Genomic DNA, 25,151 nt, shown 5'->3' with positions numbered 1-25,151 from the left:
TGTTAGGCTTAATGAATAAAAAAGCATAATTGAGGAGAATACGACCGTTGGACGCCACTGCAATAATCAGTCTTTTTATCCTGGGGTCCGTCCTCGTCACCAGCAGTATCTTACTCAGTTCATTTTCGTCACGTCTCGGTATCCCCATTCTGGTTATTTTCCTCGCCATCGGCATGCTGGCAGGCGTTGATGGCGTGGGCGGTATACCGTTCGACAACTATCCGTTTGCATATATGGTCAGTAACCTGGCGCTGGCGATTATCCTGCTGGATGGCGGGATGCGTACGCAGGCCAGTTCCTTTCGCGTCGCGCTGGGTCCGGCGCTGTCGCTGGCGACCGTCGGCGTGCTGATCACCTCTGGCTTGACCGGCATGATGGCGGCGTGGCTGTTTAAGCTGGACCTGATCGAAGGCTTGCTGATTGGCGCGATTGTCGGCTCTACCGACGCCGCAGCGGTTTTTTCGCTGCTCGGCGGCAAGGGGCTGAACGAACGCGTGGGCTCAACGCTGGAAATCGAATCCGGCAGTAACGATCCGATGGCGGTATTCCTCACCATTACCCTGATTGAGATGATCCAGCAGCATGAGACCGGCCTGAGCTGGATGTTCGCGGTCCATATCATTCAGCAGTTTGGTCTCGGGATCGCGCTTGGCTTAGGCGGCGGCTACCTGCTTCAACAGATGATCAACCGCATCTCCCTGCCCGGCGGACTGTATCCGCTGCTGGCCCTGAGCGGCGGGATCCTGATTTTCGCCTTAACCACCGCGCTGGACGGCAGCGGGATCCTGGCGGTGTACCTGTGCGGCTTTTTGCTGGGCAACCGCCCGATCCGCAACCGTTACGCGATACTGCAAAACTTCGATGGGCTGGCCTGGCTGGCGCAAATTGCCATGTTCCTCGTACTGGGACTGCTCGTTACGCCGTCTGACCTGCTGCCCATAGCCGTCCCGGCGCTGATGCTGTCGGCGTGGATGATTTTCTTTGCCCGTCCCATTTCGGTTTTTGCCGGGTTACTGCCGTTCCGCGGCTTTAACCTGCGCGAGCGGGTATTCATCAGTTGGGTTGGACTGCGCGGCGCGGTTCCCATCATTCTTGCGGTGTTTCCGATGATGGCCGGTCTGGACAACGCGCGCCTGTTTTTCAACGTCGCCTTCTTCGTGGTGCTGATCTCGTTGCTGTTTCAGGGCACCTCGCTCTCGTGGGCGGCGAAAAAAGCGAAGGTCGTGGTGCCGCCCGTGGGTTGGCCGGTTTCCCGGGTGGGACTGGATATTCATCCGGAAAACCCCTGGGAGCAGTTTGTCTACCAGCTCAGCGCCGACAAATGGTGTGTGGGCGCGGCCCTTCGCGATCTGCATATGCCGCAGGAGACGCGCATTGCAGCGCTGTTCCGCAACAATGAGCTGTTTCACCCAACCGGCAGCACCCGTTTACAGGAAGGCGATGTGCTCTGCGTGATAGGACGCGAACGCGATTTGCCTGCGCTGGGCAAACTGTTCAGCCAGTCACCGCCGGTGGCGCTGGACCAGCGTTTCTTCGGTGATTTCATTCTGGAAGCGAGCGCGAAATTCGCCGATGTGGCGCTGATTTACGGGCTGGAAGACGGAACCGAGTATCGTGACAAACAGCAGACGCTGGGTGAAATTGTCCAGCAGTTGCTCGGCGCCGCGCCAGTCGTGGGCGACCAGGTTGAATTTGCCGGCATGATCTGGACGGTCGCCGAAAAAGAAGATAACGCAGTGCGCAAAGTCGGGGTGCGCGTGGCGGGAGAAGAAGACGAAGAATAACGATGGCGATGCCGGACACGCGTAGCCGTCGCCCGGCATCGTTCAATAAGTTACACCGTCACAACCGGCACGCGCAGCGCCAGAGCGCACATTAGCTCATAACCGACTGTGCCGGCGGCAGCGGCGACGTCGTCAATCTTAATCTCTTTGCCCCAAAGCTCAACCGGCGTGCCAATCCCCGCCTGCGGACAGGGCGTTAAATCCACCGCCAGCATATCCATAGAGACCGTACCCACCGTCATCGTGCGCACGCCGTCAACCAGAACCGGCGTTCCCGTTGGGGCGTGGCGCGGATAGCCGTCGGCATACCCCGCCGCGACAATACCGATCCGCTGTTCGTGCTGGGCTGTGAAACGCCCGCCGTAACCAACCCGGTCGCCGGCTTTCAACGTCTGTACGCCGATGATTTCGCTGCAAAGGGACATGACGGGTTTCAGCCCGGTATTGGCGATATCACGCCACTGGCCGGAAGGCGACGCTCCGTACAGAATAATCCCCGGTCGCACCCAGTCGCCGTGGGCCTCCGGATGCCACAAGGTTGCCGCAGAATTCGCCAGCGAACGGCGGCATTCCAGCCCTTCCGCCGCCTGCGCAATCCGCGCCATCGCCTCATTGATGCCGTCAGGGTGTTCAGCATCGGCAAAATGCGACATCAGCGTCATCTCGCCGACGTTCGGCATGGCCCGCAGTTGTTGCCAGACTGTCTGCAACCGTTCCGGTAGAAAACCAAGACGGTTCATCCCGGAATTCACTTTCACGTACACGTCCAGCGGCGCGTTGAGTTTCGCGTTCTGGATTGCCTTCAACTGCCAGTTGCTGTGTACGCACGTTGTCAGCCTCCAGGTATCGTATACGTTCAGATCGTCTGCATGAAAGAAGCCTTCAAGCATCAGGATCGGTCCTTTCCAGCCGCGCTCTCGCAGGGTTATCGCTTCTTCTAAATTGAGCAGCGCAAACCCATCGGTGCCGCCTAACGCATTCCAGATACGTTCAATGCCATGTCCGTAGGCGTTGGCTTTAACCACTGACCAGACGCGGGCGTCCGGTGCAGCCTGACGGACAATACTCAAATTCTGCTTCATCGCCTGCAGGTCAAGGCTGGCCAGTATAGGGCGGGTCATTTCGCATCCTTATCAGTGATGTGCGCCATGAAGTTGCTGTGGCCGGGATGGCGTATACCCCGGGCTGTAACGCGCCACGCTCAAATCCTCATACGGGATCGCGGGCGTGCGGCCAGAGAGGATATCGCTCAGGAGCTGTCCGGAGCCGCAGGCCATGGTCCACCCCAGCGTCCCGTGTCCGGTATTCAGCAGCAGATTTTTAAAGCGGGTTCGCCCCACGACCGGCGTACCATCCGGCGTCATTGGGCGCAGCCCGGTCCAGAATGTGGCCTGTTCAATGCGTCCACCGCGCGGGTAGAGATCGCGCACCACCATCTCCAGCGTTTCCCGACGCGGCTGGAGCAGTTCGGTATTAAAGCCGACGATTTCCGCCATGCCCCCGACACGAATGCGCTGATCGAAACGGGTAATGGCGATTTTGTAAGTTTCATCAAGGATAGTCGAAACAGGCGCGCCGTCCTCTTCCGCCACAGGGATCGTCAGCGAATAGCCTTTCAGCGGATACACCGGAATATCGACAATGCCTTTCAGCATCGCCGTGGAATAGGAGCCAAAGGCCATCACATACGCATCGGCTTTGATGATTTCGTCGCCGCACTTCACGCCATAGATACGCTCGCCTTCACAGAGCAGCTTGTCCACCGGCGTGTTGAAACGGAACGTGACGCCAGCCTGTTCAGCCATTTGCGCCAGTCGCTGGGTAAAAAGCTGGCAGTCGCCCGTTTCGTCGTTCGGCAACCGCAGCCCGCCGGTCAGCTTATGCGCCACTTCCGCCAGCGCCGGTTCCACTTCCGCCAGCCGGGCAGATTCCAGCAACTGGTACGGCACGCCCGCGTCTTCCAGCACCGCGATGTCCCGGGTGGCGTTTTCATACTGCTGTTCGGTGCGGAAGAGTTGTAGCGTCCCGCCCTGACGTCCTTCGTACTGAATGCCGGTTGACGCACGCAGCGCTTTCAGACAGTCGCGGCTGTACTCCGCGAGACGCACCATGCGGCCTTTGTTTTCCATGTAGTGGCGGGTGTCGCAGTTCCGCAGCATTTGCCACATCCATTTAAGTTGAAACGGCGAACCGTCCAGACGCACGGCCAGCGGCGCGTGGCGCTGGAACATCCATTTAATTGCCTTTAAAGGAACGCCTGGCGCCGCCCAGGGGGCGGCATAGCCTGGTGAAATCTGTCCAGCGTTCGCGGCACTGGTTTCCAGCGCCGGACCGGGTTCACGATCGATGACGGTCACCTCATGCCCGGCCTGACATAAATACCAGGCGCTGGTCACGCCAACGACGCCACTTCCCAGTATGACAACTCGCATAGCCACTCCGTTAACAGTAAAAGAACAATCTTCTAATTACATCTTGATAACCCAGATGAAAATATTATTCAACATATGGCTTTTTTATGGTGACCTGCCTCACAGATAGCCGATTGCAGGGTAATAGCGATTGTTTGGCATCTCCTGCTATGCCGCATTTTTATCCAGCATAAAATAGCGTAGCGATGGCAATTTCTGGCGGGATAACCAGCAGAAATCGCGAAGAAAAGATCGCATCGCCAACACGGTTTTTAACAGGGTGTTCTATGCTTGAAATGACGTGCTCCACACAGAGAGCGCCGCCAACAATGAGGGTGCGCGAATGGCTACGATTGATTCCATGAACAAGGACACCACACGGTTGAGCGATGGACCCGACTGGACGTTTGATCTGCTGGATGTTTACCTGGCAGAAATAGACCGCGTGGCAAAACTCTACAGACTGGACACCTATCCGCACCAGATTGAGGTCATCACCTCCGAGCAGATGATGGACGCCTATTCCAGCGTCGGGATGCCGATCAATTATCCGCACTGGTCATTTGGCAAAAAGTTTATCGAAACCGAAAGATTGTATAAACACGGGCAGCAGGGTCTGGCCTATGAGATTGTCATTAACTCGAACCCGTGTATCGCTTATCTTATGGAAGAGAACACCATTACCATGCAGGCGCTGGTAATGGCTCACGCCTGCTACGGGCATAACTCTTTCTTCAAAAACAATTATCTGTTCCGCAGTTGGACCGACGCCAGCTCGATTGTTGATTATCTGATTTTTGCCCGCAATTACATCACTCAGTGCGAAGAGCGTTACGGCGTTGATGAGGTGGAAAAATTGCTGGACTCCTGTCATGCGCTGATGAATTACGGGGTTGATCGCTACAAGCGTCCGCAAAAAATCTCTTTGCAGGAGGAGAAAGCCCGTCAGAAAAGCCGTGAAGAATATCTGCAAAGCCAGGTAAACATGCTGTGGCGTACACTGCCGAAGAAAGAGGAAGAAAAAACGGTGGCCGAGGCGCGACGTTATCCGTCGGAGCCGCAGGAGAACTTGCTCTACTTTATGGAGAAGAACGCGCCACTGCTGGAGTCCTGGCAGCGTGAGATCCTGCGTATCGTGCGCAAAGTGAGCCAGTATTTCTATCCGCAGAAGCAGACCCAGGTGATGAACGAAGGCTGGGCCACCTTCTGGCACTATACGATCCTGAATCATCTTTACGACGAAGGCAAAGTCACCGAGCGCTTTATGCTGGAATTTTTGCACAGCCACACTAACGTGGTGTTCCAGCCGCCCTATAACAGCCCGTGGTACAGCGGCATTAATCCTTATGCGCTGGGCTTTGCGATGTTCCAGGACATCAAGCGCATCTGTCAGTCGCCAACGGAAGAAGATCGCTACTGGTTCCCCGATATGGCGGGCTCAAACTGGCTGGAGACGCTGCATTTCGCGATGCGCGACTTTAAAGATGAAAGCTTCATTAGCCAGTTCCTGTCGCCGAAGGTGATGCGTGATTTCCGCTTCTTTACGGTGCTGGACGACGATCGGCATAACTATCTGGAAATCTCTGCGATTCATAACGAGGAAGGCTACCGTGAAATCCGCAATCGCCTGTCGTCACAATATAACCTGAGCAATCTTGAGCCAAATATCCAGGTGTGGAATGTCGATCTGCGCGGCGATCGCTCTCTGACGCTACGCTACATTCCGCACAACCGCGCGCCGCTGGACAAGGGTCGTAAAGAGGTGCTGAAGCACGTGCATCGGCTATGGGGATTTGACGTAACGCTGGAACAGCAGAACGAAGACGGCAGCGTTGAGCTACTGGAACGCTGCCCGGCGAGGGTGAACAGTTTATAATCGCCCTGTCGCCCGCAGGGGAAACCGCCGGGTTGGATAAACGCAAAAAACCTCTCTGCAGAGAGGTTTTTCTTTTATGTCCTATCGCCCCTGAATCGCGAGATCGCCCGGCAGGTTTTTCTGCATCCGGTGCCAGATCTCGCCGCTGTCGTGACCGTAGCGGCGTACCGTTTCATACACCTGATCGTGCGCGCCTTGCAGGCAAAGTTGCGACAGCTTGTGATAGAACCCCAGCGCCAGGCTGCGCGCTTCCGGATTAGCGAAATAGTGACGCCCGATACGGGTGTACAGCCCTTTCATGCCGTTGAGGATCAGGCCGTAAATCGGGTTGCCGGAGGCAAACGCCAGGCCGCGGAAAATGTTGTAATCAAGTTCCGCAAAGGCGTCGGCGTGGTCGGCAACTTCCTGCGCTGTCGCCAGCACTTCCTGAGCTTTGTCAGGATGCTGACGAAATGCGGTGCGGATAAAGATCGTTGAGATATTGGTTCGCACCGACAGCAGATTATCAATCAGTTGCGGAACGCTTTCATGATCGAGACGCGCCAGGGTTTCAAGAATGTTCAGCCCGGACGTTTCCCAGAAATTATTCACCTTCGTCGGTTTGCCGTGCTGAATGGTCAACCAACCATCACGCGCCAGACGCTGAAGCACTTCACGTAAAGTGGTACGCGTCACCCCGATCAGCTCGGAGAGTTCACGTTCAGCAGGCAGAATAGTGCCCGGAGGGAAGCGGTTATTCCAGATACTTTCAATGATGTACTCTTCCGCGAAACCCGCCGGGCTCTGCGCCTTAATGACCATAGTGAGATTTCCATTACACAGCAAAACATAGTTACACTCATCATACCAGACGGGTTACAACCCCGATAGCGCAGGCAACAAAGAAAAAGGGGATCAAGGCTTCATTTTCCGGATAACGCCGCGCCGGTATATAAGGTTAAGGACTTGCCTGGTTTACCGCTGACCGCTAAGCTTTGCGGCTAAACATAAAAACATCATTTCATTTAATTAGGTAAGGGAAACCGCCATGGAGATCTCCTGGGGTCGCGCATTCTGGCGCAACTTTTTAGGCCAGTCGCCAGACTGGTACAAACTCGCTCTACTAATATTTCTGATCGTTAACCCGCTGATTTTCATGATCAACCCCTTCGTAGCGGGATGGTTGCTGGTGGCGGAATTTATCTTCACGCTGGCCATGGCGCTGAAATGCTACCCGCTGCTGCCGGGCGGACTGCTGGCGATTGAAGCGGTGATGATCGGCATGACCAGCGCCGCCCATGTGCGCGAAGAAGTCGCGGCCAATCTGGAAGTCCTGCTGCTGCTGATGTTTATGGTGGCGGGCATCTACTTTATGAAGCAGTTACTGCTGTTTATTTTTACCCGCCTGCTGTTGAGTATTCGCTCCAAAATCATGCTATCGCTGGCCTTCTGCATTGCCGCCGCCTTTCTTTCGGCTTTCCTTGATGCGCTTACCGTGGTTGCTGTCGTGATCAGCGTTGCCGTTGGCTTTTACGGTATTTATCACCGTGTGGCCTCCGCGCGCGGTGAAGATAACGATATTCTGGACGACAGCCATATCGATCAGCATTACAAAACGGTGCTGGAGCAGTTCCGCGGCTTTTTACGCAGCCTGATGATGCATGCAGGCGTTGGGACCGCGCTTGGCGGCGTGATGACCATGGTGGGCGAACCGCAGAACCTGATTATTGCAAAAGCCGCCGGCTGGCACTTTGGCGACTTCTTTCTGCGCATGTCGCCTGTCACCCTCCCCGTGCTGATTTGCGGCCTGCTGACCTGCGTATTGGTAGAGAAAATGCGCTGGTTTGGTTATGGCGAAACGCTGCCGGAAAAAGTGCGTGAAGTCTTGCAGCAGTTTGACGATCAAAACCGCCATCAGCGCACCCGTCAGGACCGACTGAAACTGGTGGTGCAGGCGATTATCGGCGTCTGGCTGGTGGTTGCCCTGGCGCTGCATCTGGCGGAAGTGGGGCTGATTGGCCTGTCGGTCATTATTTTAGCGACCTCGCTAACCGGCGTTACTGACGAGCACGCCATCGGCAAAGCGTTTACCGAGTCACTGCCCTTTACCGCCCTGCTGACCGTGTTTTTCTCGATTGTCGCCGTGATCATTGACCAGCATCTGTTTACGCCTATCATCCAGTATGTCCTGCAGGCGTCGGAGCATGCCCAGTTAACGCTGTTTTATCTGTTTAACGGGCTGCTCTCTTCGATCTCCGATAACGTCTTCGTCGGCACGATTTACATCAACGAAGCCAAAGCGGCGATGGAAAGCGGCGCGATCTCACTGCAACAGTTTGAACTGCTGGCGGTGGCCATTAATACCGGCACCAACCTGCCGTCCGTCGCCACACCAAATGGCCAGGCGGCCTTCCTGTTCCTGTTGACTTCTGCCCTTGCGCCATTGATTCGCCTCTCTTATGGTCGGATGGTGTGGATGGCGCTGCCTTATACCGTTGTTCTGACGCTGGTGGGTCTGCTGTGCGTGGAGTTCACTCTCGCCCCGTACACCGAATGGATGACCCGGATCGGCCTTTTAGCTACACTTCCATAACAACTTACCGGGCATTTCACTGCCCGGTTTGCCTTTTTGCGTGATAATTATCCAATTACACAATATTTCATTTTCTCCTGGTGGCGCAGTTATTGAATTGGTTTACACTGCCGTGTCTACGCATATTGCAGGGAAATAACTATGTTGCGATTTTTGAACCAGTGCTCACGGGGTCGGGGCGCATGGTTACTGATGGCATTGACTGCCCTGGCGCTCGAACTGGTCGCGCTGTGGTTTCAGCATGTCATGCTACTTAAACCGTGTGTGTTGTGCATTTACGAACGCTGCGCGCTGTTTGGCATCATGGGCGCCGGGTTAGTCGGCGCCATCGCGCCGAAAACGCCGTTACGCTATGTCGCGCTGGTGATTTGGATCTACAGCGCCTTCCGCGGCGTTCAACTGGCATGGGAACACACCATGATTCAGTTACATCCTTCCCCCTTCATGACCTGTGATTTTATGGCGCGCTTCCCGGGCTGGCTGCCGCTGGATAAATGGTTGCCGCAAGTGTTTGTTGCCTCTGGCGACTGTGCGGAACGTCAGTGGGAATTTTTAAGCCTCGAAATGCCGCAGTGGTTGTTGGGCATTTTTGCCGCTTATCTGGTGGTGGCGATTCTGGTGTTAATCGCGCAGCCGTTTAAGCCGAAAAGACGCGATCTGTTTGGTCGTTAATCCGTAACGCTCCCACCCGGGGGCGTTTTTTTGCCGGAAAATCATTGCGTGCGACGCTTTATAAGATGTATATTAAATGCATCTTATAAAGCCCACCAGGGGGAGTCCTTATGTCACATCTACGCATCCCGGCAAACTGGAAAATCAAACGTTCAACCCCATTTTTCACCAAAGATAACGTCCCCGCAGCGCTTCTCTCCCACCACAACACTGCCGCCGGCGTTTTCGGTCAATTGTGTGTCATGGAAGGGACGGTCACCTATTACGGTTTCGCTAACGAAGAAGCAAAAGAACCGGAAGTGAAAGTGGTGATCAACGCCGGCCAGTTCGCCACCAGCCCACCGCAGTACTGGCACCGGGTCGAGTTGAGCGATGACGCTCAGTTTAATATCAACTTCTGGGTCGACGAAGATCACGAAGGCGAGCAGATGTATCAGGCGAAAAACGCATAACATCCGCTCTCAGCATGGGCGGCTCAGTCCGCCCATTCAGGTTTATTCAGAATATGGTCCTGCCAGTCGCGGACTTCTGACTCTTTTACCGCAATATGGCGCACCGAGATGCGTTCGCCGTGCATCGCCGCTTTTGACCCCGTCAGCAGCGGGTGCCACGCGGGTAACCCTTTCCCTTCCGCCAGTAAACGATACGCACAGGTCATTGGCAGCCATTCAAAAGTCGGCAAATTATCACGCGTGAGTTTGATGCAGTCAGGCTCGTATTCGAAACGGCGTTCGTAGTTGCGACACTGGCAGGTTTTGATGTTTAACTGTCGGCAGGCGACATTGGTAAAATAGATTTCGTCAGTGTCTTCGTCCATCAGCTTATGCAGACAGCACTGACCACAGCCATCACAGAGCGACTCCCATTCGGCATCGGTCATTTCATCCAGGGTTTTACTTTGCCAGAAAGGTAAATCGCTCATCAGGGTATCCGCCATTGCTGTAAAGCTGCACCTTATAACCAGTCTGGCACGCTGATGCAAGTTTTGCCGCCCAAAAAAGGCGGCAAAGGGCTTTTACAGAACGCGAGTCGTAAGGGAATGGCCGTTGAAATGAATCTCCAGCTCGTCGCCGCTGGCAAGCGGCCCGACGCCTTCCGGGGTACCGGTCAACACAACGTCTCCGGCCTTCAGGGTAAAGAATTTACTCATATACGCAATCAGCGGCACGATTTTATGGATCATGTCGGCGGTCGTGCCCTGCTGGCGAACCTCGCCGTTTACCGTCAGGCTAAGCGGCGTATCCTGCGGATCGCCGTTAAATTCAGCAGCCGGAATAAACCCCGACAACGGGCAGGAATTATCGAAGCCTTTGGCTTTTTCCCATGGCTGCCCCGCCTTCTTCATTTTGCCCTGAATGTCGCGCAGCGTCAGATCGAGCGCCACACCGTAACCGGCAATGGCTTTACGCACATGATCTTCCGTCGCCTGGCGTAACGTAGCGCCAATCAGAACCGCCAGTTCGACTTCATGATGCACCGCGCCCATCGCCGTTGGAATCGCCAACGGCTGGCGCAGATCGCAAAGCGCTGTTTCCGGTTTGATAAACAGCACCGGCTCATCCGGCGTCGCGCTTCCCATCTCTTTAATATGCTTTGCGTAGTTGCTGCCTACGCAAACCACTTTGCTTGCCGGGAAGTCGAGCAGCGCGCCCTGCCAGTTATGATGTTGATACATGCTTTTCCCCTAATCTGTCATCCTGGATGGTCAGTAATGGCACCGGCAAGGCTTAACGCCGGATACCGTTTATTTATCCGTTTCTGGAGCGTGCTGCGAGGAGGCTGAAAGATGTTGCTTCAATAAATCTTCCGGCGGCGGAGGCAATTGTAAATAATATCCCTGCTCCGCTAAGGCTTGCTTTACTTTATCCAGATCGGCGTTGACTAACTTCTTACGACCATCCAGCGGCAATATCATTGCCAGTTTTGGCTGGCCAAATCCTTTCATCAGCTCTTCAGGTACGCGTGAAAAATCGTCTTTTTTTTCGACATATAAATAGGTCTGGTCACGTCGGGTACTTCTGTAGATCACACAAAACATACATTTTACTCTGAATTAAACGGTTGGCGACTTGCCTCAATATAATAGTGACTATAACATGCCTTCTGGACTTCGGAATATCATCCCATATCGGGGATGATAAATAGCAAATTGAGTAAGGCCAGGATGTCAAACACGCCCATCGAACTTAAAGGCAGTAGCTTCACCTTATCAGTGGTTCATTTGCATGAAGCCGAACCCGAGGTTATTCGTCAGGCGTTAGAAGACAAAATCGCTCAGGCTCCCGCTTTTTTAAAACACGCCCCGGTGGTGATTAACGTCAGCGGTCTGGACGCGCCGGTAAACTGGCCGGTTCTGCAGGAGGTGGTGACCTCCACAGGACTGCGGATTATCGGGGTCAGCGGCTGCAAAGACGCCCGTTTAAAAGCGGAAATCGACCAGATGGGCCTTCCCTTATTGACTGAAGGGAAAGAAAAAGCCGCGCGTTCCGCGCCAGCTGAACCCGTCGCCCCTGTCGCCCCGGCGCAAAACGCTGGTTCCGTCACAAAAACGCGATTTATTGATGTGCCGGTTCGTTCCGGTCAGCGCATTTATGCACCACAATGTGATCTGATTGTTACAAGTCACGTCAGCGCTGGCGCAGAGCTTATCGCTGACGGCAATATTCATGTCTACGGCATGATGAGAGGCCGCGCGCTGGCGGGCGCAAGCGGCGATCGGGAAGCGCAAATTTTTTGTACCCATCTGACGGCAGAACTGGTCTCTATCGCAGGTGTTTACTGGCTGAGTGATAAAATCCCAGCAGAATTTTATGGCAAAGCGGCCCGTTTGCAGTTAGCAGACAACGCTTTGACAGTTCAACCGTTGAATTGATCCCTTTTTAACAAGGAATTTCTATGGCACGCATTATTGTAGTTACTTCGGGTAAAGGGGGCGTTGGCAAAACCACCTCCAGCGCGGCCATCGCTACTGGTTTGGCCCAGAAGGGAAAGAAAACTGTCGTTATTGATTTTGATATCGGCCTGCGTAACCTCGATCTTATCATGGGGTGTGAACGCCGGGTCGTTTACGATTTCGTCAACGTCATTCAGGGCGATGCGACGCTGAATCAGGCGTTGATCAAGGACAAACGTACTGAAAACCTCTTTATTCTTCCTGCCTCTCAGACGCGCGATAAAGACGCCCTGACCCGCGAAGGCGTCGCGAAAGTCCTCGACGATCTGAAAGCGATGGATTTCGACTTCATTGTCTGCGACTCCCCGGCGGGGATTGAAACCGGCGCGCTGATGGCGCTCTACTTCGCCGATGAAGCGATCATCACCACGAACCCGGAAGTCTCCTCGGTTCGTGACTCTGACCGCATTCTGGGGATTCTGGCGTCGAAATCCCGCCGCGCCGAAAATGGCGAAGAACCGATCAAAGAACATCTGCTGCTGACGCGCTACAACCCTGGCCGGGTGAATAAAGGCGATATGCTCAGCATGGAAGATGTGCTGGAAATCCTGCGCATTAAGCTTGTCGGGGTGATCCCGGAAGATCAGTCTGTACTGCGCGCCTCTAACCAGGGCGAGCCGGTCATTCTGGATATCAATGCAGACGCGGGTAAAGCGTATGCCGATACGGTAGATCGTCTGTTGGGAGAAGAACGTCCTTTCCGCTTCATTGAAGAAGAGAAGAAAGGTTTCCTCAAACGCCTGTTCGGAGGATAAGTTATGGCATTACTGGATTTTTTTCTCTCGCGGAAAAAGAGTACAGCCAACATCGCGAAAGAGCGATTACAGATTATTGTCGCAGAGCGTCGTCGTAGCGACGCCGAGCCGCATTATTTACCGCAGTTACGCAAAGATATTCTTGAGGTCATTTGTAAATACGTACAAATCGATCCTGAAATGGTCACCGTTCAGCTTGAACAAAAAGACGGCGACATTTCTATTCTCGAACTTAACGTGACATTGCCAGAAGCGGAAGAGTCGAAATAACGCTTTCGCTCAGAAAAATCCTGGAAAAAAAGGCGGAACTTTCTGCCTTTTTTTATTTGTATAAGAAAATCGTAATAAACATTTTTTCTGCTCAAAATATTGGTTATTTATACAGTATGACCTGAATTCATTTCACGGAAAATGTCGGATAGCGGTCGGCGAAATAATCCCGCAAAAACTCAACCGTAATTCGTACCTTCGCGGAGTTCGCCAGCCGGGAGACATAAACGGCCCAGATGTTTGCTGGTTGATAATACTCCGGCAGAACCTGCACCAGTTGACCGCTGGCAATATTGTCACAGACATCCCACCATGAGCGTAACGCAATCCCCTGGCCGTCCAGGCACCACTGGTGAACGATCTCCCCATGGTTCGACGACAGCGCGCCTGTCACTTTGATGGCATGCTGCCCCTCTTTATTCTGGAGTTGCCAAACGCCAAATGGGTGATCGCGCTCTTTTATTACCAGACAGGAACAGGCGGACAGCTCCGTCAGTTGCTTTGGCGTGCCGTGCTGCGCTAAAAATGACGGCGAGGCGCAAAGAATACGATAGTTCGTACCCAGTTTGCGGGCGATAAGATTCGGCGCGATATCATCGCCAATGCGAATATCCAGATCGACGCCTTCATTTGCCAGATCCACCAGCCGATCTTCGACATCAAAGCGCAATTCCAACTGGGGATACTGCTTCGCCAGCGCTGAAAGCGCGGGCGCTACCACGCGCCGGCCAAAGCCAAAGCTACTGATGATCCGCAGCATCCCTTGCGGCACCTGACGTACGTCAGAAAGCTCGTCCATCATCTGATCCACATCATACAAAATACGCTGCGCCCAGGCGTAGATGCGCTCGCCCTCTTCGGTCATGCTCACCCGCCGGGTGGTGCGATGCAGCAGAACCACGTTGAGCGTGTGTTCCAGTAGGGCGATACGTTTGCTGACGAAGGCAGGCGATACGCCCATCTCCTGCGCCACCGCGGCAAATCCCGAGCGCCGGGCAACCTGCATAAAGACGCGTAAGTCATTTAACAACGGCAGATTATTCATGATCTGTGTTTTATGTTTCACCAGTTGGTCTCATTAACTGCCGTTCAGTCAATTATAGGATAGCGGTGAAGTCAATTTTCTGAGCCGATAAGTGAGATCTGAAATGAACAAAACCTGTCGCATTGCCGCCATCCCCGGAGACGGCATTGGTAAAGAGGTTCTGCCGGAAGGGCTACGGGTGTTAAAGGCCGCCAGCGAGCGCTGGGGGCTGTCTCTGAGTATTGAAACCTTTGAATGGGCCAGTTGTGAGTACTACCAGCAACACGGTAAGATGATGCCGGATGACTGGCACAAACAGTTGTCATCGTTTGATGCCATCTATTTTGGCGCGGTTGGCTGGCCGGACACCGTGCCGGATCATATCTCCCTGTGGGGATCGCTACTGAAGTTCCGCCGTGAATTCGATCAGTACGTTAACCTGCGACCGGTACGCCTCTTTCCGGGAGTGCCCTGCCCGCTCGCGGGCAAGCAGCCTGGCGATATTGATTTCTACGTGGTGCGAGAAAATACTGAAGGCGAATATTCGGCGTTGGGTGGACGGGTTAATCCGGGCACCGAACATGAACTGGTGATCCAGGAGTCGGTGTTTACCCGCCGCGGCGTGGATCGCATTTTGCGCTATGCGTTCGAACTGGCGCAAAGTCGCCCGCGTAAAACGCTGACCTCCGCCACCAAATCTAACGGGCTGGCGATCAGTATGCCATTCTGGGATGAACGCGTGGAAGCAATGGCGCAGCACTTTCCCGCTATTCGCTGGGATAAGCAGCACATCGATATTCTGTGCGCCCGGTTTGTCATGCAGCCGGAACGCTTTGACGTAGTGGTCGCCTCAAACCTGTTTGGCGATATTCTGTCTGACCTCGGTCCGGCGTGTACGGGTACCATTGGCATCGCGCCTTCCGCCAACCTGAACCCGGAGCGCACTTTCCCCTCCCTGTTCGAACCGGTCCACGGTTCCGCGCCGGACATATACGGCCAGAACATTGCCAACCCGGTCGCCACTATCTGGGCAGGCGCGATGATGCTCGATTTCCTCGGGGAAGGCGATGCGCGCTATACCGCTGCCCATGACGGTATCCTGGCGGCGATCGAGCAAGTGATTGCCAGCGGACCGAAAACGCCTGATATGAAGGGGAACGCCTCAACCCGGCAGGTGGGCGAGGCTGTCTGCGAACGGATACGGTCCATGCAGTAAGCGAAGACCGTACAGTACAGTACAACGCGACCGGCTGGCGGATGTCCAGCCGGAGCGGGCTGACATTAGCCCTGACGCGGATACTCTGCCAGCAGCGCATGAAGCTGCGCGGCCATCAACTCGCCGCGCCAACCGGAGATCAGTTCTGGCTCGCCGTTTTGCGGTTTGAGCTGCCAGTGCCAGTTAAGCAACTGGTTGATCTGGCGGCGTGACGCCAGCAGTTCGGCGCTGACGTTATGCCCGGCGCTCACTCCGGCAATCAGCGCTTTAATATCTTTAAACGCTTTCCGATAGCCAGGCATGTCGATCAGGTTAAGCAGCGGCGCTGGCAGCGCCTCCTCGGGTAACGCCTGCGCTTTGGCAACCAGCGCGAGCAGCGTCTTGCCATGGAAGCGAATTTCGCTGCCGGAAAGCCCGAGGCTGTCGAGTTCCCCCATGCTGCCGGGCATATAGCGCGCCACCGACCACAGATGTTCTTCACGCACCACGAAGTTCACCGCCAGATCGCGCTCGCGCGCCTTGCGCAACCGCCAGTCGGCAAGCAGTTGCAGACAGGCCAACTGGCGGGTACGCAGTTGCCAGGCATTGGCGATATCACGCCACGCCTCTTCCGGCGCCAGAATCTCCTGACGACGTTGCTGCATCAGACGGCATTCGTCCAGCGCTGCGGGCAGCCAACCAGCAGCTTCGGTTTCCGCCATCAGTTTTCCGGCGATCGGCAACAGATACCATACGTCCGCCGCCGCATATTCACACTGGCGTTCCGTCAGTGGACGCGCCAGCCAGTCGGTCCGCGATTCGCTTTTGTCGAGCGCCACGCCGCTAAACTCTTCGACCATTGAGGCAAAACCCCACGACAGCGGGCGACCGCAGAAAGCCGCCAGAATTTGCGTGTCGATCAGCGGCTGCGGCAGCTCGCCAAAGGCATTCAGAAACACTTCCAGATCTTCACTGCCTGCGTGCAGATATTTCGTGATAGCGGTATCGCGTAGAATCGCCTTCAGCGGCGACCAGTCGGTGATGCCATGCGGATCGATTAGCGCAACATGTTCGCCGTCGAACAACTGGATAAGCCCTAACTGCGGGTAATAGGTGCGCGTACGAACGAATTCGGTATCAAGGGCGATGGCAGGAAACGCGCGAACCGCCTCACAGAGGGTCGCCAGCGCGTCGTCAGTGGTGATCATTTGGTAATTCAAAATGCTTTCTCTTTGTTTTACGCCAAAAAAAACGCCGGATTATCCGGCGTTTGACGTGTTGCTTAACGCTCAGCCTTTATTGTCTACTTTGGCGCGGGCTTCGTCACGCAATTCTCGACGTAAAATTTTCCCGACGTTGGATTTTGGCAATTCATCGCGGAACTCCACCAGCTTCGGCACTTTATAGCCGGTTAACTGGCGGCGGCAGAAAGTCACCAGCGCCTCGTCCGTTAATGACGGATCTTTTTTCACCACGAAAATCTTCACCGCTTCGCCGCTGCTGCCGGACGGCACGCCGACGGCCGCGACCTCGAGTACTCCCGGATGCTGCATCACAACATCTTCGATCTCGTTTGGATAAACGTTGAAACCTGAGACCAGAATCATGTCTTTCTTACGGTCGACAATGCGCAAAAAACCCTCATCGTCCATCACCGCGATATCACCCGTATGCAGCCAGCCGTCCTTGATGATCTCGTCGGTCGCATCCGGACGCTGCCAGTAACCGAGCATCACCTGCGGACCTTTGACGCACAGTTCGCCAGGTTGATCCGGCGGCACTTCGTTATCATCATCGTCCACCAGCTTAGCTTCGGTAGACGGCACCGGCAACCCAATGCTGCCGCTGTGATAGTCAATATCATGCGGGTTCACGCTGACCAGCGGCGCGCATTCAGTCAGGCCATAGCCTTCCAGCAGATACTGTCCGGTCAGTTTCACCCAGCGTTCAGCTACCGCCTGCTGCACCGGCATACCCCCGCCTGCGGAAAGATGCAGGGAGGAGAAATCCAGTTGCTGGAACTCTTTATTGTTCAGCAATGCGTTAAACAGGGTGTTCACGCCGGTCATGGCGGTAAACGGGTATTTTGCCAGCTCTTTCACCAGCCCCGGAATATCGCGTGGGTTGGTAATCAGCAGGTTCTGTCCACCCAGTTCGATAAACAGCAGGCAGTTCATGGTCAACGCGAATATGTGGTACAGCGGCAGTGCGGTCACCACCAGCTCTTTCCCCGGATGCAGGAGCGGTCCATAGGTCGCTTTCACCTGCTCAAGGTTAGCCAGCATATTGCGATGGGTGAGCATCGCGCCTTTCGCCACGCCGGTCGTGCCGCCGGTATATTGCAGGAAAGCCAAATCCTCAGACACCACTTCCGGCTTCACGTACTGCATGCGGTAGCCCGCATGTAGCGCGCTGCGAAACGAGATGGCATCCGGCAGATGGTACTTTGGCACCAGACGTTTGATGTATTTGACCACAAAGTTCACCAGCGTCCCTTTCGCCGTCGACAGCTGGTCGCCCATGCGGGTCAGAATAACGTGTTGAACCTGGGTTTTCTCAACCACTTTTTCCAGGGTGTGGGCGAAGTTCGAGACAATGACGATCGCCGCCGCGCCGCTGTCGTTGAGCTGATGCTCCAGCTCGCGCGGCGTGTATAGCGGGTTGACGTTCACCACGATCATCCCGGCACGCAGAATGCCAAACAGCGCGACGGGATACTGCAACAGGTTTGGCATCATTAGCGCGACGCGATCGCCCTTTTTCAGACCCAGCCCTTCCTGCAAATAGGCCGCAAACGCCCTGCTCCGCTCTTCCAGCTTGCGGAAGGTCATCACCTCACCCATATTAACGAACGCGGGCTGATCGGCGTAACGCGCGACAGCATGCTCAAACAGTTCTACCAGGGATTGATAACGGTCAGGATTGATCTCCGCAGGCACATCCGCGGGATAACGGTTTAACCAAACCTTCTTCACTGCATCACCTCTAAAATGAGTGTTCGTCGTCATCGCAACCCCAGATAATAAACAAGTCGTTAACATAATATTAACTCAGCGTACCAGTTTATTAATTACTCAACGAAAAGGTTGCGAAGCGCGTCACTATTTATTTTTCTTATGACATGACTAACGCAGAAACAGCGGACGTGCCGCTGTTTCTTTTACTGATAATACAAAGGGTTACTCTTTGACTATCGTCTGAACCTGAGCAGGCCCAGGGTTATACCACCCCCAGCCGCCGTAGCCATAGGGCCAGCCTCGTCCGCCATAGAACCAGGGGTCGATAGGCTGCGGCGGCATGACGACCTGTTGAGCGATACGCCAGCGCTTGTAGCCCGTCACGTCCATGGTCATGAAGTTATACGGCGTGTTGCCGACTTTCCCCGCCACGCTGCCGGTGATCGGCCCGACGACCGTCACTAACTGACCGCGAAAATCGACCGGATCAAGAAAGCCGTTCACGTTAGCATAAATACGTCCGCGTGACGGCTCGCCAAGGATCGGGCGCGCGCCGCTGTCCAGCGGGACGGTAGCGATTTCCAGTCGGGTTTTGCCCTGCTGGTTTTGTATATCCACCACCTTACCGCCAAATCGCGCTTCCTGACCAACGTACAGCTGCGGGGCATTCATCACCCGCATCAGATCGTCCTGCGGCGTCGGGCTGGTGCCTTTGATGGCATCCGGAACGGTCACACACCCGCTGAGCATCAGCACGATCGCGCCCGCCAGCAGATTTTTAACAACTTGTTTTTGAACCGCCATACTGCGACTCCTTTTCTCAGCGCACTGCCCCGAAGTTCCAGTGCATTTCCAGGGCATACATACTACTGAGATTCATTCTTTGCCCGGAAGTTTCTTCCAGGCCACGTTGTTACGTAAATAAACCGGTTCGGCGTGTTCAACGGCGACCATTTTTCCTGCCGCCAACAATTGGCGGGCAACAGGAAGCATGTCTTCCGCTGCGGGCAGCAAAATGCCGCCGTCACGCAGCGCCAGAGCGCTCTGTTTACCGAGATCGGGCCACGCAGGCCAGCCGGTTCCCACGGTAACCCATTCGCCGTCGAGCTGCTGCAGCCGTCCTTCCACCTGCTCCGGTTTGAGCACCGCTTCCGTTTCTTCGCCGTGCCAGAGGCCGTTTTCGTCACGCTGATACTCAGCCCAGTAGACTTCGCCCATGCGCGCGTCAATGGCCGCCAGTACGCGGGTTGCGCCGCTTTTGCGCCAGGCGCCCTGCGCCATTGTCGCCAGCGTGGAGACGCCAATCATCGGCAGTTCCGCCCCCAGGGCCAGCCCCTGCGCAATGCCAATACCAATACGCACGCCGGTAAAACTGCCCGGCCCGCGTCCAAAGGCCAGCGCGTCAAGTTCAGTGAGTGAAAGGCCGCTTCGGGTCAGGATGTCCTGCACCATGGGCAGGATACGTTGCGTATGTTCGCGTGGACAAAGCTCAAAATGAGCCGTGAGGGAACCGTCGTTCCACAGAGCGACAGAACAGGCTTCTGTGGCGGTATCGATAGCCAGAATTCGCATGGGTTTTCGTGCTTAGATCAATAAAATGGCCCGCATCTTACCATACTCCAGCGTAAATTACTCCGCTGAAGGCATGGCGAGAAAACGGACCGCGCGGGCGATATCCCGGGTACGCGGCGCGGGCGGCAGACTGGCCAGAAACGTCGCGCCATAGGGGCGCATTACCAGCCGGTTGTCGCAAATCACCAGCACGCCGCGATCGTCGGCATCGCGGATCAGGCGGCCTACGCCCTGTTTCAGGGTGATCACCGCATCGGGTAATTGCACCTCGTCAAACGGATCGCCGCCACGCAGTCGACAGTCTTCCATTCGCGCTTTCAGCAGCGGATCGTCCGGCGAGGTAAACGGCAGCTTGTCGATAATCACCAACGACAGCGTATCGCCGCGCACATCCACCCCTTCCCAGAAACTGCTGGTCGCCACCAGCAGGGCATTACCGGCGCTGACGAACTGCTGTAACAGCTGGCCTTTACTGGTTTCGCCTTGCAGCAGTACCGGCAGCGTCATGGTCGCGCGAAATTGCTCCGCCAGGTCGCGCATCATGGCGTGAGAAGTACAGAGCATAAAACAGCGCCCATTATTGGCTTCGATGATCGGTCTTAACATTGCCGCCAGTTGGCGCGCCGCGCCTGGCTGGTTGGTTTGCGGCAGATTGCGCGGCACGCACAGCAATGCCTGACGGCTGTAGTCAAATGGGCTGGGCAGCAGCATCGATTCCGCCTGCTCAATACCCAGACGTGCGGTAAAATGGTGGAGGTCGTCGTTCACCGACAGCGTGGCGGAGGTGAAGATCCAACTCCCCGGCTTCTGCTCCATCACCTCTTTGAATTTGTCCGCCACGGTCAACGGGGTCAGCGCAAGGGTAAAATTGCGCGACGTGCATTCGTACCAGTAGCTGTAACCGGGTTGATTGATCTCTTTCAGCCGCTTCAGGCGCGCCCGGTAGAGGGTGGCGCGCTCAAAGGCGGCGTCAAGCAGCGCCGAGCGGCCAAGCGACAACTTCGCCACGTCATAACATAACTCGAGGGTGTCATCGAGCAGTAAAAAGGCACGCTGCACGCGCGGATCTGCCAGCAATTCGCGCAGATTGCCGCGATACCCCGGTTCGCCCAGCTGCAGGCGAAAATCCTGCGCGCTTTGCGCCAGACGGTCGGCACATTTTTGCAACTGCTGGGTGTCTTTCAGCTCGGTACGATAGGCAATGGTAATATCTTTCGCCAGATCCATCAGTTGGCGACTGGAAAGCGATTGTCCGAAATACTGGCTGGCAATGTCCGGAAGCTGGTGGGCTTCGTCGAAAATCATCACTTCCGCCTCCGGGATCAGTTCGCCAAAACCGCTCTCTTTGACCACCATGTCAGCGAGAAACAGATGATGGTTCACCACCACGACATCCGCCTCCATCGCTTTTTTACGCGCTTTTACCACGAAGCAGTCTTTATACAGAGGACAGTCGCTACCGAGGCAGTTATCGTTAGTGCTGGTGACCAACGGCCAGGCCTGGGAATCTTCGGCTACGCTGACGCAGGTACTGATATCGCCATCTTCGGTCTGGTTCGACCAGGAGCGCAGCAGGATCACATCGCTTAAGGTCTGCACCGGCAGGTCTCCCCCCGCCAGCGCCTGTTGCTCCAGGCGTTCGAGGCAAAGATAGTTTGAACGCCCTTTCAGCAGAGCCAGTTTGCCGCTGTACTGTAGCGCTTTTGCTACCGTCGGCAGATCGCGGCTGTACAGCTGATCCTGCAAGGCCTTCGACCCCGTAGAGATAATCACTTTCTTTTTCGCGCGCAATGCTGGCGCGAGGTAGGCGTAGGTTTTCCCCGTCCCCGTCCCGGCTTCCACCACCAGCGGCTGCGCACGTTTAATGGCCTGTGTGACGGCTACCGCCATCTGTCGCTGTGGTTCGCGCGGTTTAAAACCCGGTATCGCTTTAGCCAGCTGACCTTCTGGTGCAAAATCGTCCGTCACACTACCCCCTGTTAATTTGAACAGGGATTATGTCAGGCCGGAGAGTCTTACGCCAGTTGAAGAAATGTCGACGCCCTGACAATATGGCAGTTTGCCCGCGTATGCAGAACGTTAAAGAGGAAGAATGTATGACGATTATTCGTATTGATGCCGAAGACCGCTGGTCCGACGTGGTGATCCACAACAACACGCTGTACTACACCGGCGTGCCGTCGAATCTGGACGCCGATGCGTTTGAACAGACGGCCAATACGCTGGCGCAGATCGACGCCGCCCTGGCGCAGCAGGGCAGCAGCAAGTCACGTATTCTTGATGCAACCATTTTCCTGGCGGATAAAAGCGATTTTGCGGCGATGAACAAAGCCTGGGACGCCTGGGTCGTTGCCGGACACGCCCCGGTGCGCTGCACGGTGCAGGCTGGATTAATGAACCCGAAATATAAAGTTGAGATAAAGATTATCGCGGCGGTCTGAGTCGCTATTCGTCTTCATCGTCAAAACGCGCCACGATCCGTTCGCCGGTATGCGTGGCGCGTAGTTCTTCCGCCACCAGCGCAATCGCCTGACCGCTGCTCATGCCCTGGGACATCAGTTCCTGGATTCGTTCAACCGCTTTCTGCTGCTGCTCGTGGCTGAGTGAAGGTAAACCTGCAAACATCGTCAACTCCTGCTAAATTGTCTGCGCTAATTATTTCATGCAACCCGTCACATAGCCAGTACAGTCAGGATCAATGAAGACGTTATCTCCCGCGATTATTACGCTCCCCTGGCGTCAGGACGCCGCCGAATACTATTTTGCCCCGCTAAGCCATTTACCCTGGGCGATGCTGCTGCATTCCGGCCATGCGAATCATCCGTACAGCCGTTTTGATATCGTGGTGGCCGATCCATGCTGTACGCTCACCACCCAGGGCGACGCAACCCAAATCCGCGACGCGGATGGCGTTCGCGACAGCCACGACGATCCGCTGGCGTTGCTGCAAACGGCGCTGGATACGCTGCAGCTTCATCCGTCGCCTAATGACGCGCTTCCGTTTCAGGGCGGCGCGCTGGGATTATTCGGCTACGACCTTGGGCGCCGTTTTGAGTCATTGCCGTCTATTGCGCAGCAGGATATTCCTCTTGCGGAAATGGCGATTGGCATTTACGACTGGACGCTGATTGTCGATCATCACCGCCACATGGTGACGCTGCTCAGCCATACCGACGTACAGGCACGCTACGACTGGCTGAAAAGCCAGCATTCCCCCGCCCGGACGCCGTTTGCGCTGACCTCCGGCTGGCAGTCGAATATGAGCCGCGAACAGTATGGGGAAAAATTCCGTCAGGTGCAGGCGTACCTGCACAGCGGCGATTGTTATCAGGTGAATCTGGCGCAGCGTTTTCAGGCAGCGTATCAGGGGGATGAATGGTTGGCCTTTACGCAGCTTAATCAGGCCAACCGCGCGCCGTTCAGCGCCTTTATACGTCTTGACGAAGGGGCGATTCTGAGCCTGTCGCCGGAACGCTTTATATTGCTGGATAAGAGCGAAATTCAGACCCGGCCGATCAAGGGAACCCTGCCACGACTGTCGGACGCGCAGGCCGACCGCCAACAGGCGCAAAGACTGGCGCATTCGGCAAAAGATCGCGCCGAAAATCTGATGATCGTCGACCTGATGCGTAATGACATCGGCCGCGTGGCGATTCCCGGCACGGTGAAAGTGCCGGAACTGTTTGTCGTTGAACCGTTTCCGGCGGTGCATCACCTGGTCAGCACCATCACCGCGCAACTGCCCGCGACGCGCCACGCCACGGATCTCCTTCGCGCTGCGTTCCCGGGCGGCTCCATTACCGGCGCGCCAAAAGTGCGGGCGATGGAGATTATCGATGAACTGGAACCCCATCGCCGCAACGCCTGGTGCGGCAGTATCGGCTACCTGAGCGTGTGCGGCAATATGGACACCAGCATTACTATTCGCACCCTCACAGCGGTTAACGGTCAGCTATACTGCTCTGCCGGAGGCGGCATTGTGGCCGATAGCGAGGAACAGGCGGAATATCAGGAAACGTTTGATAAAGTGAACCGTATTTTGCATCAACTGGAGAACTAACCCGTGGAAAACACAGGCCTGACGCTGGATGATTTTTTATCACGCTTCCAACTTTTGCGACCGCAGATCAATCGTGCGTCGCTCAATCAGCGCCAGGCTGCGGTTCTCATTCCGGTGGTGCGTCGTCCTCAGCCCGGGCTGCTACTGACCCAGCGTTCCGTGCATCTGCGCAAGCATGCCGGACAGGTGGCCTTTCCCGGCGGCGCGGTAGACAGTACTGATGTGTCGCTTATCGCCGCCGCTCTGCGTGAAGCGCAGGAAGAGGTGGCTATTCCGCCGGAAGTGGTGGACGTGATTGGCGTTTTGCCGCCCGTGGATAGCGTCACCGGGTACCAGGTGACGCCAGTGGTGGGCGTGATCCCGCCAAACCTACCTTATCGCGCCAGTGAGGATGAGGTATCCGCTGTGTTTGAAATGCCGCTGGCACAGGCGCTGCATCTGGGGCGCTACCATCCGTTGGACGTTTACCGTCGAGGCGATTCTCACCGCGTATGGCTGTCATGGTATGAGCATTATTTCGTCTGGGGTATGACCGCGGGCATCATTCGTGAACTGGCATTGCAGATTGGCGTGAAGCCGTAGGGTTATGGCGCAAGGCCAAACGGAAAATATAGCCTGCGCTCTGAAAAGGATATCTGTCACACCGGCAACAGGTTGCATGATGAGACATCCTGCGATCTGAACAGGGTATCTGTCACACCGGCAACAGGTTGCATGAAGAGACATCCTGCGATCTGAAAAGGATATCTGTTACACCGGCAACAGGTTGCATGATGAGATATCCTGCGATCTGAAAAGGATATCTGTTACACCGGCAACAGGTTGCATGATGAGATATCCTGCGATCTGAAAAGGATATCTGTTACACCGGCAACAGGTTGCATGATGAGACATCCTGCGATCTGAAAAGGATATCTGTCACACCGGCAACAGGTTGCGTTCACCATACGGGCAGTGCTTCTCTGAACTTTCAGCACCCGTGAACGCGCAAGGGAGGCTCGCCGCCGCCTCCCTTGCAACCCAGGCTCCCGGCAGGGAAAATCGCCACTG

Annotated in this window: 24 protein-coding genes and 2 pseudogenes; 12 read left to right on the top strand and 14 right to left on the bottom strand. The window is 55.5% G+C overall.

Annotation, left to right across the window (positions count from 1 at the left end; genetic code table 11):
- Positions 1 to 29: 29 nt before the first annotated feature.
- A pseudogene (locus OOJ60_RS02975) lies at positions 30 to 1,766 on the top strand (potassium/proton antiporter); the annotation flags it as partial.
- Here OOJ60_RS02975 and OOJ60_RS24815 read toward each other — a convergent pair.
- The 3 genes and pseudogenes from OOJ60_RS24815 to OOJ60_RS02965 form a co-directional block, all read right to left on the bottom strand.
- Positions 1,734 to 1,823 (bottom strand): annotated as a pseudogene (locus OOJ60_RS24815) (hypothetical protein); the annotation flags it as partial. The pseudogenes OOJ60_RS02975 and OOJ60_RS24815 sit on opposite strands and share 33 nt — an antisense overlap.
- 11 nt (positions 1,824 to 1,834) lie before the next feature.
- The gene (gene dadX / locus OOJ60_RS02970; protein ID WP_205611909.1) at positions 1,835 to 2,905 is read right to left on the bottom strand and encodes a catabolic alanine racemase DadX; all 1,071 of its coding nucleotides are present in this window, start codon (positions 2,903 to 2,905) and stop codon (positions 1,835 to 1,837) included.
- A gap of 12 nt (positions 2,906 to 2,917) precedes the next feature.
- Positions 2,918 to 4,216 carry a D-amino acid dehydrogenase gene (locus OOJ60_RS02965; RefSeq protein WP_042287690.1) on the bottom strand — a complete coding sequence of 433 codons (1,299 nt, stop codon included), beginning with the start codon at positions 4,214 to 4,216 and terminating at the stop codon, positions 2,918 to 2,920.
- Between the two features lie 322 nt (positions 4,217 to 4,538).
- Between OOJ60_RS02965 and OOJ60_RS02960 the strand changes: the two genes are divergently transcribed.
- On the top strand, positions 4,539 to 6,071 hold the full coding sequence (locus OOJ60_RS02960; RefSeq protein ID WP_205611908.1) for a SpoVR family protein: 1,533 nt from the start codon (positions 4,539 to 4,541) through the stop codon (positions 6,069 to 6,071).
- 81 nt (positions 6,072 to 6,152) lie between these two features.
- Here the strand turns inward: OOJ60_RS02960 and fadR are convergent, their stop codons facing one another.
- Complete coding sequence (gene fadR, locus OOJ60_RS02955; RefSeq protein WP_042287694.1) at positions 6,153 to 6,872, bottom strand: fatty acid metabolism transcriptional regulator FadR; 720 nt, start codon at positions 6,870 to 6,872, stop codon at positions 6,153 to 6,155.
- 226 nt (positions 6,873 to 7,098) lie between these two features.
- Here fadR and nhaB point away from each other — a divergent pair, with 226 nt between their 5' ends.
- The 3 genes from nhaB to OOJ60_RS02940 all read left to right on the top strand — a co-directional run bounded on the left by nhaB (position 7,099) and on the right by OOJ60_RS02940 (position 9,767).
- Entirely contained in the window at positions 7,099 to 8,643 is a 1,545-nt protein-coding gene (gene nhaB / locus OOJ60_RS02950; RefSeq protein WP_205611907.1) for a Na(+)/H(+) antiporter NhaB, read from the top strand.
- 141 nt (positions 8,644 to 8,784) lie between these two features.
- Positions 8,785 to 9,315: a disulfide bond formation protein DsbB gene (dsbB, locus tag OOJ60_RS02945; RefSeq protein ID WP_205611906.1), complete on the top strand. Its 531-nt coding sequence runs from the start codon at positions 8,785 to 8,787 to the stop codon at positions 9,313 to 9,315.
- A gap of 110 nt (positions 9,316 to 9,425) precedes the next feature.
- The gene (locus tag OOJ60_RS02940) at positions 9,426 to 9,767 is read left to right on the top strand and encodes a DUF1971 domain-containing protein (protein WP_042287700.1); all 342 of its coding nucleotides are present in this window, start codon (positions 9,426 to 9,428) and stop codon (positions 9,765 to 9,767) included.
- Positions 9,768 to 9,790: 23 nt separating this feature from the next.
- Here the strand turns inward: OOJ60_RS02940 and OOJ60_RS02935 are convergent, their stop codons facing one another.
- The 3 genes from OOJ60_RS02935 to OOJ60_RS02925 form a co-directional block, all read right to left on the bottom strand.
- Positions 9,791 to 10,237: a YcgN family cysteine cluster protein gene (locus OOJ60_RS02935; RefSeq protein ID WP_060569797.1), complete on the bottom strand. Its 447-nt coding sequence runs from the start codon at positions 10,235 to 10,237 to the stop codon at positions 9,791 to 9,793.
- Positions 10,238 to 10,330: 93 nt separating this feature from the next.
- Positions 10,331 to 10,990: a fumarylacetoacetate hydrolase family protein gene (locus tag OOJ60_RS02930; protein ID WP_042287702.1), complete on the bottom strand. Its 660-nt coding sequence runs from the start codon at positions 10,988 to 10,990 to the stop codon at positions 10,331 to 10,333.
- A 69-nt stretch (positions 10,991 to 11,059) separates the two neighbouring features.
- On the bottom strand, positions 11,060 to 11,353 hold the full coding sequence (locus OOJ60_RS02925) for a YcgL domain-containing protein (protein WP_042287705.1): 294 nt from the start codon (positions 11,351 to 11,353) through the stop codon (positions 11,060 to 11,062).
- A 126-nt stretch (positions 11,354 to 11,479) separates the two neighbouring features.
- Here OOJ60_RS02925 and minC point away from each other — a divergent pair, with 126 nt between their 5' ends.
- From minC to minE, 3 genes are read left to right on the top strand one after another with little or no spacing between them, the layout of a single operon-like run.
- Complete coding sequence (gene minC, locus OOJ60_RS02920) at positions 11,480 to 12,187, top strand: septum site-determining protein MinC (RefSeq protein ID WP_042287708.1); 708 nt, start codon at positions 11,480 to 11,482, stop codon at positions 12,185 to 12,187.
- A gap of 23 nt (positions 12,188 to 12,210) precedes the next feature.
- Complete coding sequence (gene minD / locus OOJ60_RS02915) at positions 12,211 to 13,023, top strand: septum site-determining protein MinD (RefSeq protein WP_042287710.1); 813 nt, start codon at positions 12,211 to 12,213, stop codon at positions 13,021 to 13,023.
- Positions 13,024 to 13,026: 3 nt separating this feature from the next.
- On the top strand, positions 13,027 to 13,293 hold the full coding sequence (gene minE, locus OOJ60_RS02910; RefSeq protein WP_001185666.1) for a cell division topological specificity factor MinE: 267 nt from the start codon (positions 13,027 to 13,029) through the stop codon (positions 13,291 to 13,293).
- Between the two features lie 127 nt (positions 13,294 to 13,420).
- Here minE and OOJ60_RS02905 read toward each other — a convergent pair whose 3' ends face one another.
- Entirely contained in the window at positions 13,421 to 14,338 is a 918-nt protein-coding gene (locus OOJ60_RS02905) for a LysR substrate-binding domain-containing protein (RefSeq protein ID WP_199957401.1), read from the bottom strand.
- 103 nt (positions 14,339 to 14,441) lie between these two features.
- On the opposite strand from OOJ60_RS02905, the gene OOJ60_RS02900 reads away from it, so the two are divergent.
- Positions 14,442 to 15,533 carry a tartrate dehydrogenase gene (locus OOJ60_RS02900; RefSeq protein ID WP_205611905.1) on the top strand — a complete coding sequence of 364 codons (1,092 nt, stop codon included), beginning with the start codon at positions 14,442 to 14,444 and terminating at the stop codon, positions 15,531 to 15,533.
- Positions 15,534 to 15,598: 65 nt separating this feature from the next.
- Here the strand turns inward: OOJ60_RS02900 and rnd are convergent, their stop codons facing one another.
- The 5 genes from rnd to OOJ60_RS02875 all read right to left on the bottom strand — a co-directional run bounded on the left by rnd (position 15,599) and on the right by OOJ60_RS02875 (position 22,009).
- Positions 15,599 to 16,732 carry a ribonuclease D gene (gene rnd / locus OOJ60_RS02895; protein WP_205611904.1) on the bottom strand — a complete coding sequence of 378 codons (1,134 nt, stop codon included), beginning with the start codon at positions 16,730 to 16,732 and terminating at the stop codon, positions 15,599 to 15,601.
- A 69-nt stretch (positions 16,733 to 16,801) separates the two neighbouring features.
- On the bottom strand, positions 16,802 to 18,487 hold the full coding sequence (gene fadD / locus OOJ60_RS02890; protein ID WP_060569607.1) for a long-chain-fatty-acid--CoA ligase FadD: 1,686 nt from the start codon (positions 18,485 to 18,487) through the stop codon (positions 16,802 to 16,804).
- Positions 18,488 to 18,691: 204 nt separating this feature from the next.
- Positions 18,692 to 19,273 carry a Slp family lipoprotein gene (locus tag OOJ60_RS02885; RefSeq protein WP_205611903.1) on the bottom strand — a complete coding sequence of 194 codons (582 nt, stop codon included), beginning with the start codon at positions 19,271 to 19,273 and terminating at the stop codon, positions 18,692 to 18,694.
- A gap of 72 nt (positions 19,274 to 19,345) precedes the next feature.
- Positions 19,346 to 20,041 (bottom strand): tRNA (adenosine(37)-N6)-threonylcarbamoyltransferase complex dimerization subunit type 1 TsaB, encoded by a 696-nt coding sequence (tsaB, locus tag OOJ60_RS02880; protein WP_205611902.1) that lies wholly within the window; start codon positions 20,039 to 20,041, stop codon positions 19,346 to 19,348.
- 57 nt (positions 20,042 to 20,098) lie between these two features.
- A complete protein-coding gene (locus OOJ60_RS02875) occupies positions 20,099 to 22,009 on the bottom strand; it encodes an ATP-dependent DNA helicase (protein WP_200033016.1) in 1,911 nt (636 codons plus the stop codon).
- A gap of 128 nt (positions 22,010 to 22,137) precedes the next feature.
- Here OOJ60_RS02875 and OOJ60_RS02870 point away from each other — a divergent pair, with 128 nt between their 5' ends.
- On the top strand, positions 22,138 to 22,482 hold the full coding sequence (locus tag OOJ60_RS02870; RefSeq protein ID WP_060569604.1) for a RidA family protein: 345 nt from the start codon (positions 22,138 to 22,140) through the stop codon (positions 22,480 to 22,482).
- A gap of 4 nt (positions 22,483 to 22,486) precedes the next feature.
- Here OOJ60_RS02870 and OOJ60_RS02865 read toward each other — a convergent pair whose 3' ends face one another.
- Positions 22,487 to 22,666 carry a YoaH family protein gene (locus OOJ60_RS02865; protein ID WP_042287725.1) on the bottom strand — a complete coding sequence of 60 codons (180 nt, stop codon included), beginning with the start codon at positions 22,664 to 22,666 and terminating at the stop codon, positions 22,487 to 22,489.
- A gap of 73 nt (positions 22,667 to 22,739) precedes the next feature.
- Here OOJ60_RS02865 and pabB point away from each other — a divergent pair, with 73 nt between their 5' ends.
- Both pabB and OOJ60_RS02855 read left to right on the top strand, forming a co-directional pair.
- Complete coding sequence (pabB, locus tag OOJ60_RS02860) at positions 22,740 to 24,101, top strand: aminodeoxychorismate synthase component 1 (protein WP_205611901.1); 1,362 nt, start codon at positions 22,740 to 22,742, stop codon at positions 24,099 to 24,101.
- A gap of 3 nt (positions 24,102 to 24,104) precedes the next feature.
- Positions 24,105 to 24,683 (top strand): CoA pyrophosphatase, encoded by a 579-nt coding sequence (locus OOJ60_RS02855; RefSeq protein ID WP_205611900.1) that lies wholly within the window; start codon positions 24,105 to 24,107, stop codon positions 24,681 to 24,683.
- The last annotated feature ends 468 nt before the right edge of the window (positions 24,684 to 25,151 follow it).

This window comes from Citrobacter sp. R4 (genome assembly GCF_026719175.1).
In the GTDB taxonomy this organism is placed as follows: domain Bacteria; phylum Pseudomonadota; class Gammaproteobacteria; order Enterobacterales; family Enterobacteriaceae; genus Citrobacter_A; species Citrobacter_A sedlakii.
The sequence above is the reverse complement of the archived record's forward strand: the minus strand, read 5'-3'. Positions and strand labels throughout refer to the sequence as shown.

Bases quoted from the DNA above. Each gene is read 5' to 3' on its own strand.
- dadX (WP_205611909.1), bottom strand. From the start codon at position 2,905: ATGACCCGCCCTATACTGGCCAGCCTTGACCTGCAGGCGATGAAGCAG.
- OOJ60_RS02965 (WP_042287690.1), bottom strand. From the start codon at position 4,216: ATGCGAGTTGTCATACTGGGAAGTGGCGTCGTTGGCGTGACCAGCGCC.
- OOJ60_RS02960 (WP_205611908.1), top strand. From the start codon at position 4,539: ATGGCTACGATTGATTCCATGAACAAGGACACCACACGGTTGAGCGAT.
- fadR (WP_042287694.1), bottom strand. From the start codon at position 6,872: ATGGTCATTAAGGCGCAGAGCCCGGCGGGTTTCGCGGAAGAGTACATC.
- nhaB (WP_205611907.1), top strand. From the start codon at position 7,099: ATGGAGATCTCCTGGGGTCGCGCATTCTGGCGCAACTTTTTAGGCCAG.
- dsbB (WP_205611906.1), top strand. From the start codon at position 8,785: ATGTTGCGATTTTTGAACCAGTGCTCACGGGGTCGGGGCGCATGGTTA.
- OOJ60_RS02940 (WP_042287700.1), top strand. From the start codon at position 9,426: ATGTCACATCTACGCATCCCGGCAAACTGGAAAATCAAACGTTCAACC.
- OOJ60_RS02935 (WP_060569797.1), bottom strand. From the start codon at position 10,237: ATGAGCGATTTACCTTTCTGGCAAAGTAAAACCCTGGATGAAATGACC.
- OOJ60_RS02930 (WP_042287702.1), bottom strand. From the start codon at position 10,990: ATGTATCAACATCATAACTGGCAGGGCGCGCTGCTCGACTTCCCGGCA.
- OOJ60_RS02925 (WP_042287705.1), bottom strand. From the start codon at position 11,353: ATGTTTTGTGTGATCTACAGAAGTACCCGACGTGACCAGACCTATTTA.
- minC (WP_042287708.1), top strand. From the start codon at position 11,480: ATGTCAAACACGCCCATCGAACTTAAAGGCAGTAGCTTCACCTTATCA.
- minD (WP_042287710.1), top strand. From the start codon at position 12,211: ATGGCACGCATTATTGTAGTTACTTCGGGTAAAGGGGGCGTTGGCAAA.
- minE (WP_001185666.1), top strand. From the start codon at position 13,027: ATGGCATTACTGGATTTTTTTCTCTCGCGGAAAAAGAGTACAGCCAAC.
- OOJ60_RS02905 (WP_199957401.1), bottom strand. From the start codon at position 14,338: ATGAATAATCTGCCGTTGTTAAATGACTTACGCGTCTTTATGCAGGTT.
- OOJ60_RS02900 (WP_205611905.1), top strand. From the start codon at position 14,442: ATGAACAAAACCTGTCGCATTGCCGCCATCCCCGGAGACGGCATTGGT.
- OOJ60_RS02885 (WP_205611903.1), bottom strand. From the start codon at position 19,273: ATGGCGGTTCAAAAACAAGTTGTTAAAAATCTGCTGGCGGGCGCGATC.
- tsaB (WP_205611902.1), bottom strand. From the start codon at position 20,041: ATGCGAATTCTGGCTATCGATACCGCCACAGAAGCCTGTTCTGTCGCT.
- OOJ60_RS02870 (WP_060569604.1), top strand. From the start codon at position 22,138: ATGACGATTATTCGTATTGATGCCGAAGACCGCTGGTCCGACGTGGTG.
- OOJ60_RS02865 (WP_042287725.1), bottom strand. From the start codon at position 22,666: ATGTTTGCAGGTTTACCTTCACTCAGCCACGAGCAGCAGCAGAAAGCG.
- pabB (WP_205611901.1), top strand. From the start codon at position 22,740: ATGAAGACGTTATCTCCCGCGATTATTACGCTCCCCTGGCGTCAGGAC.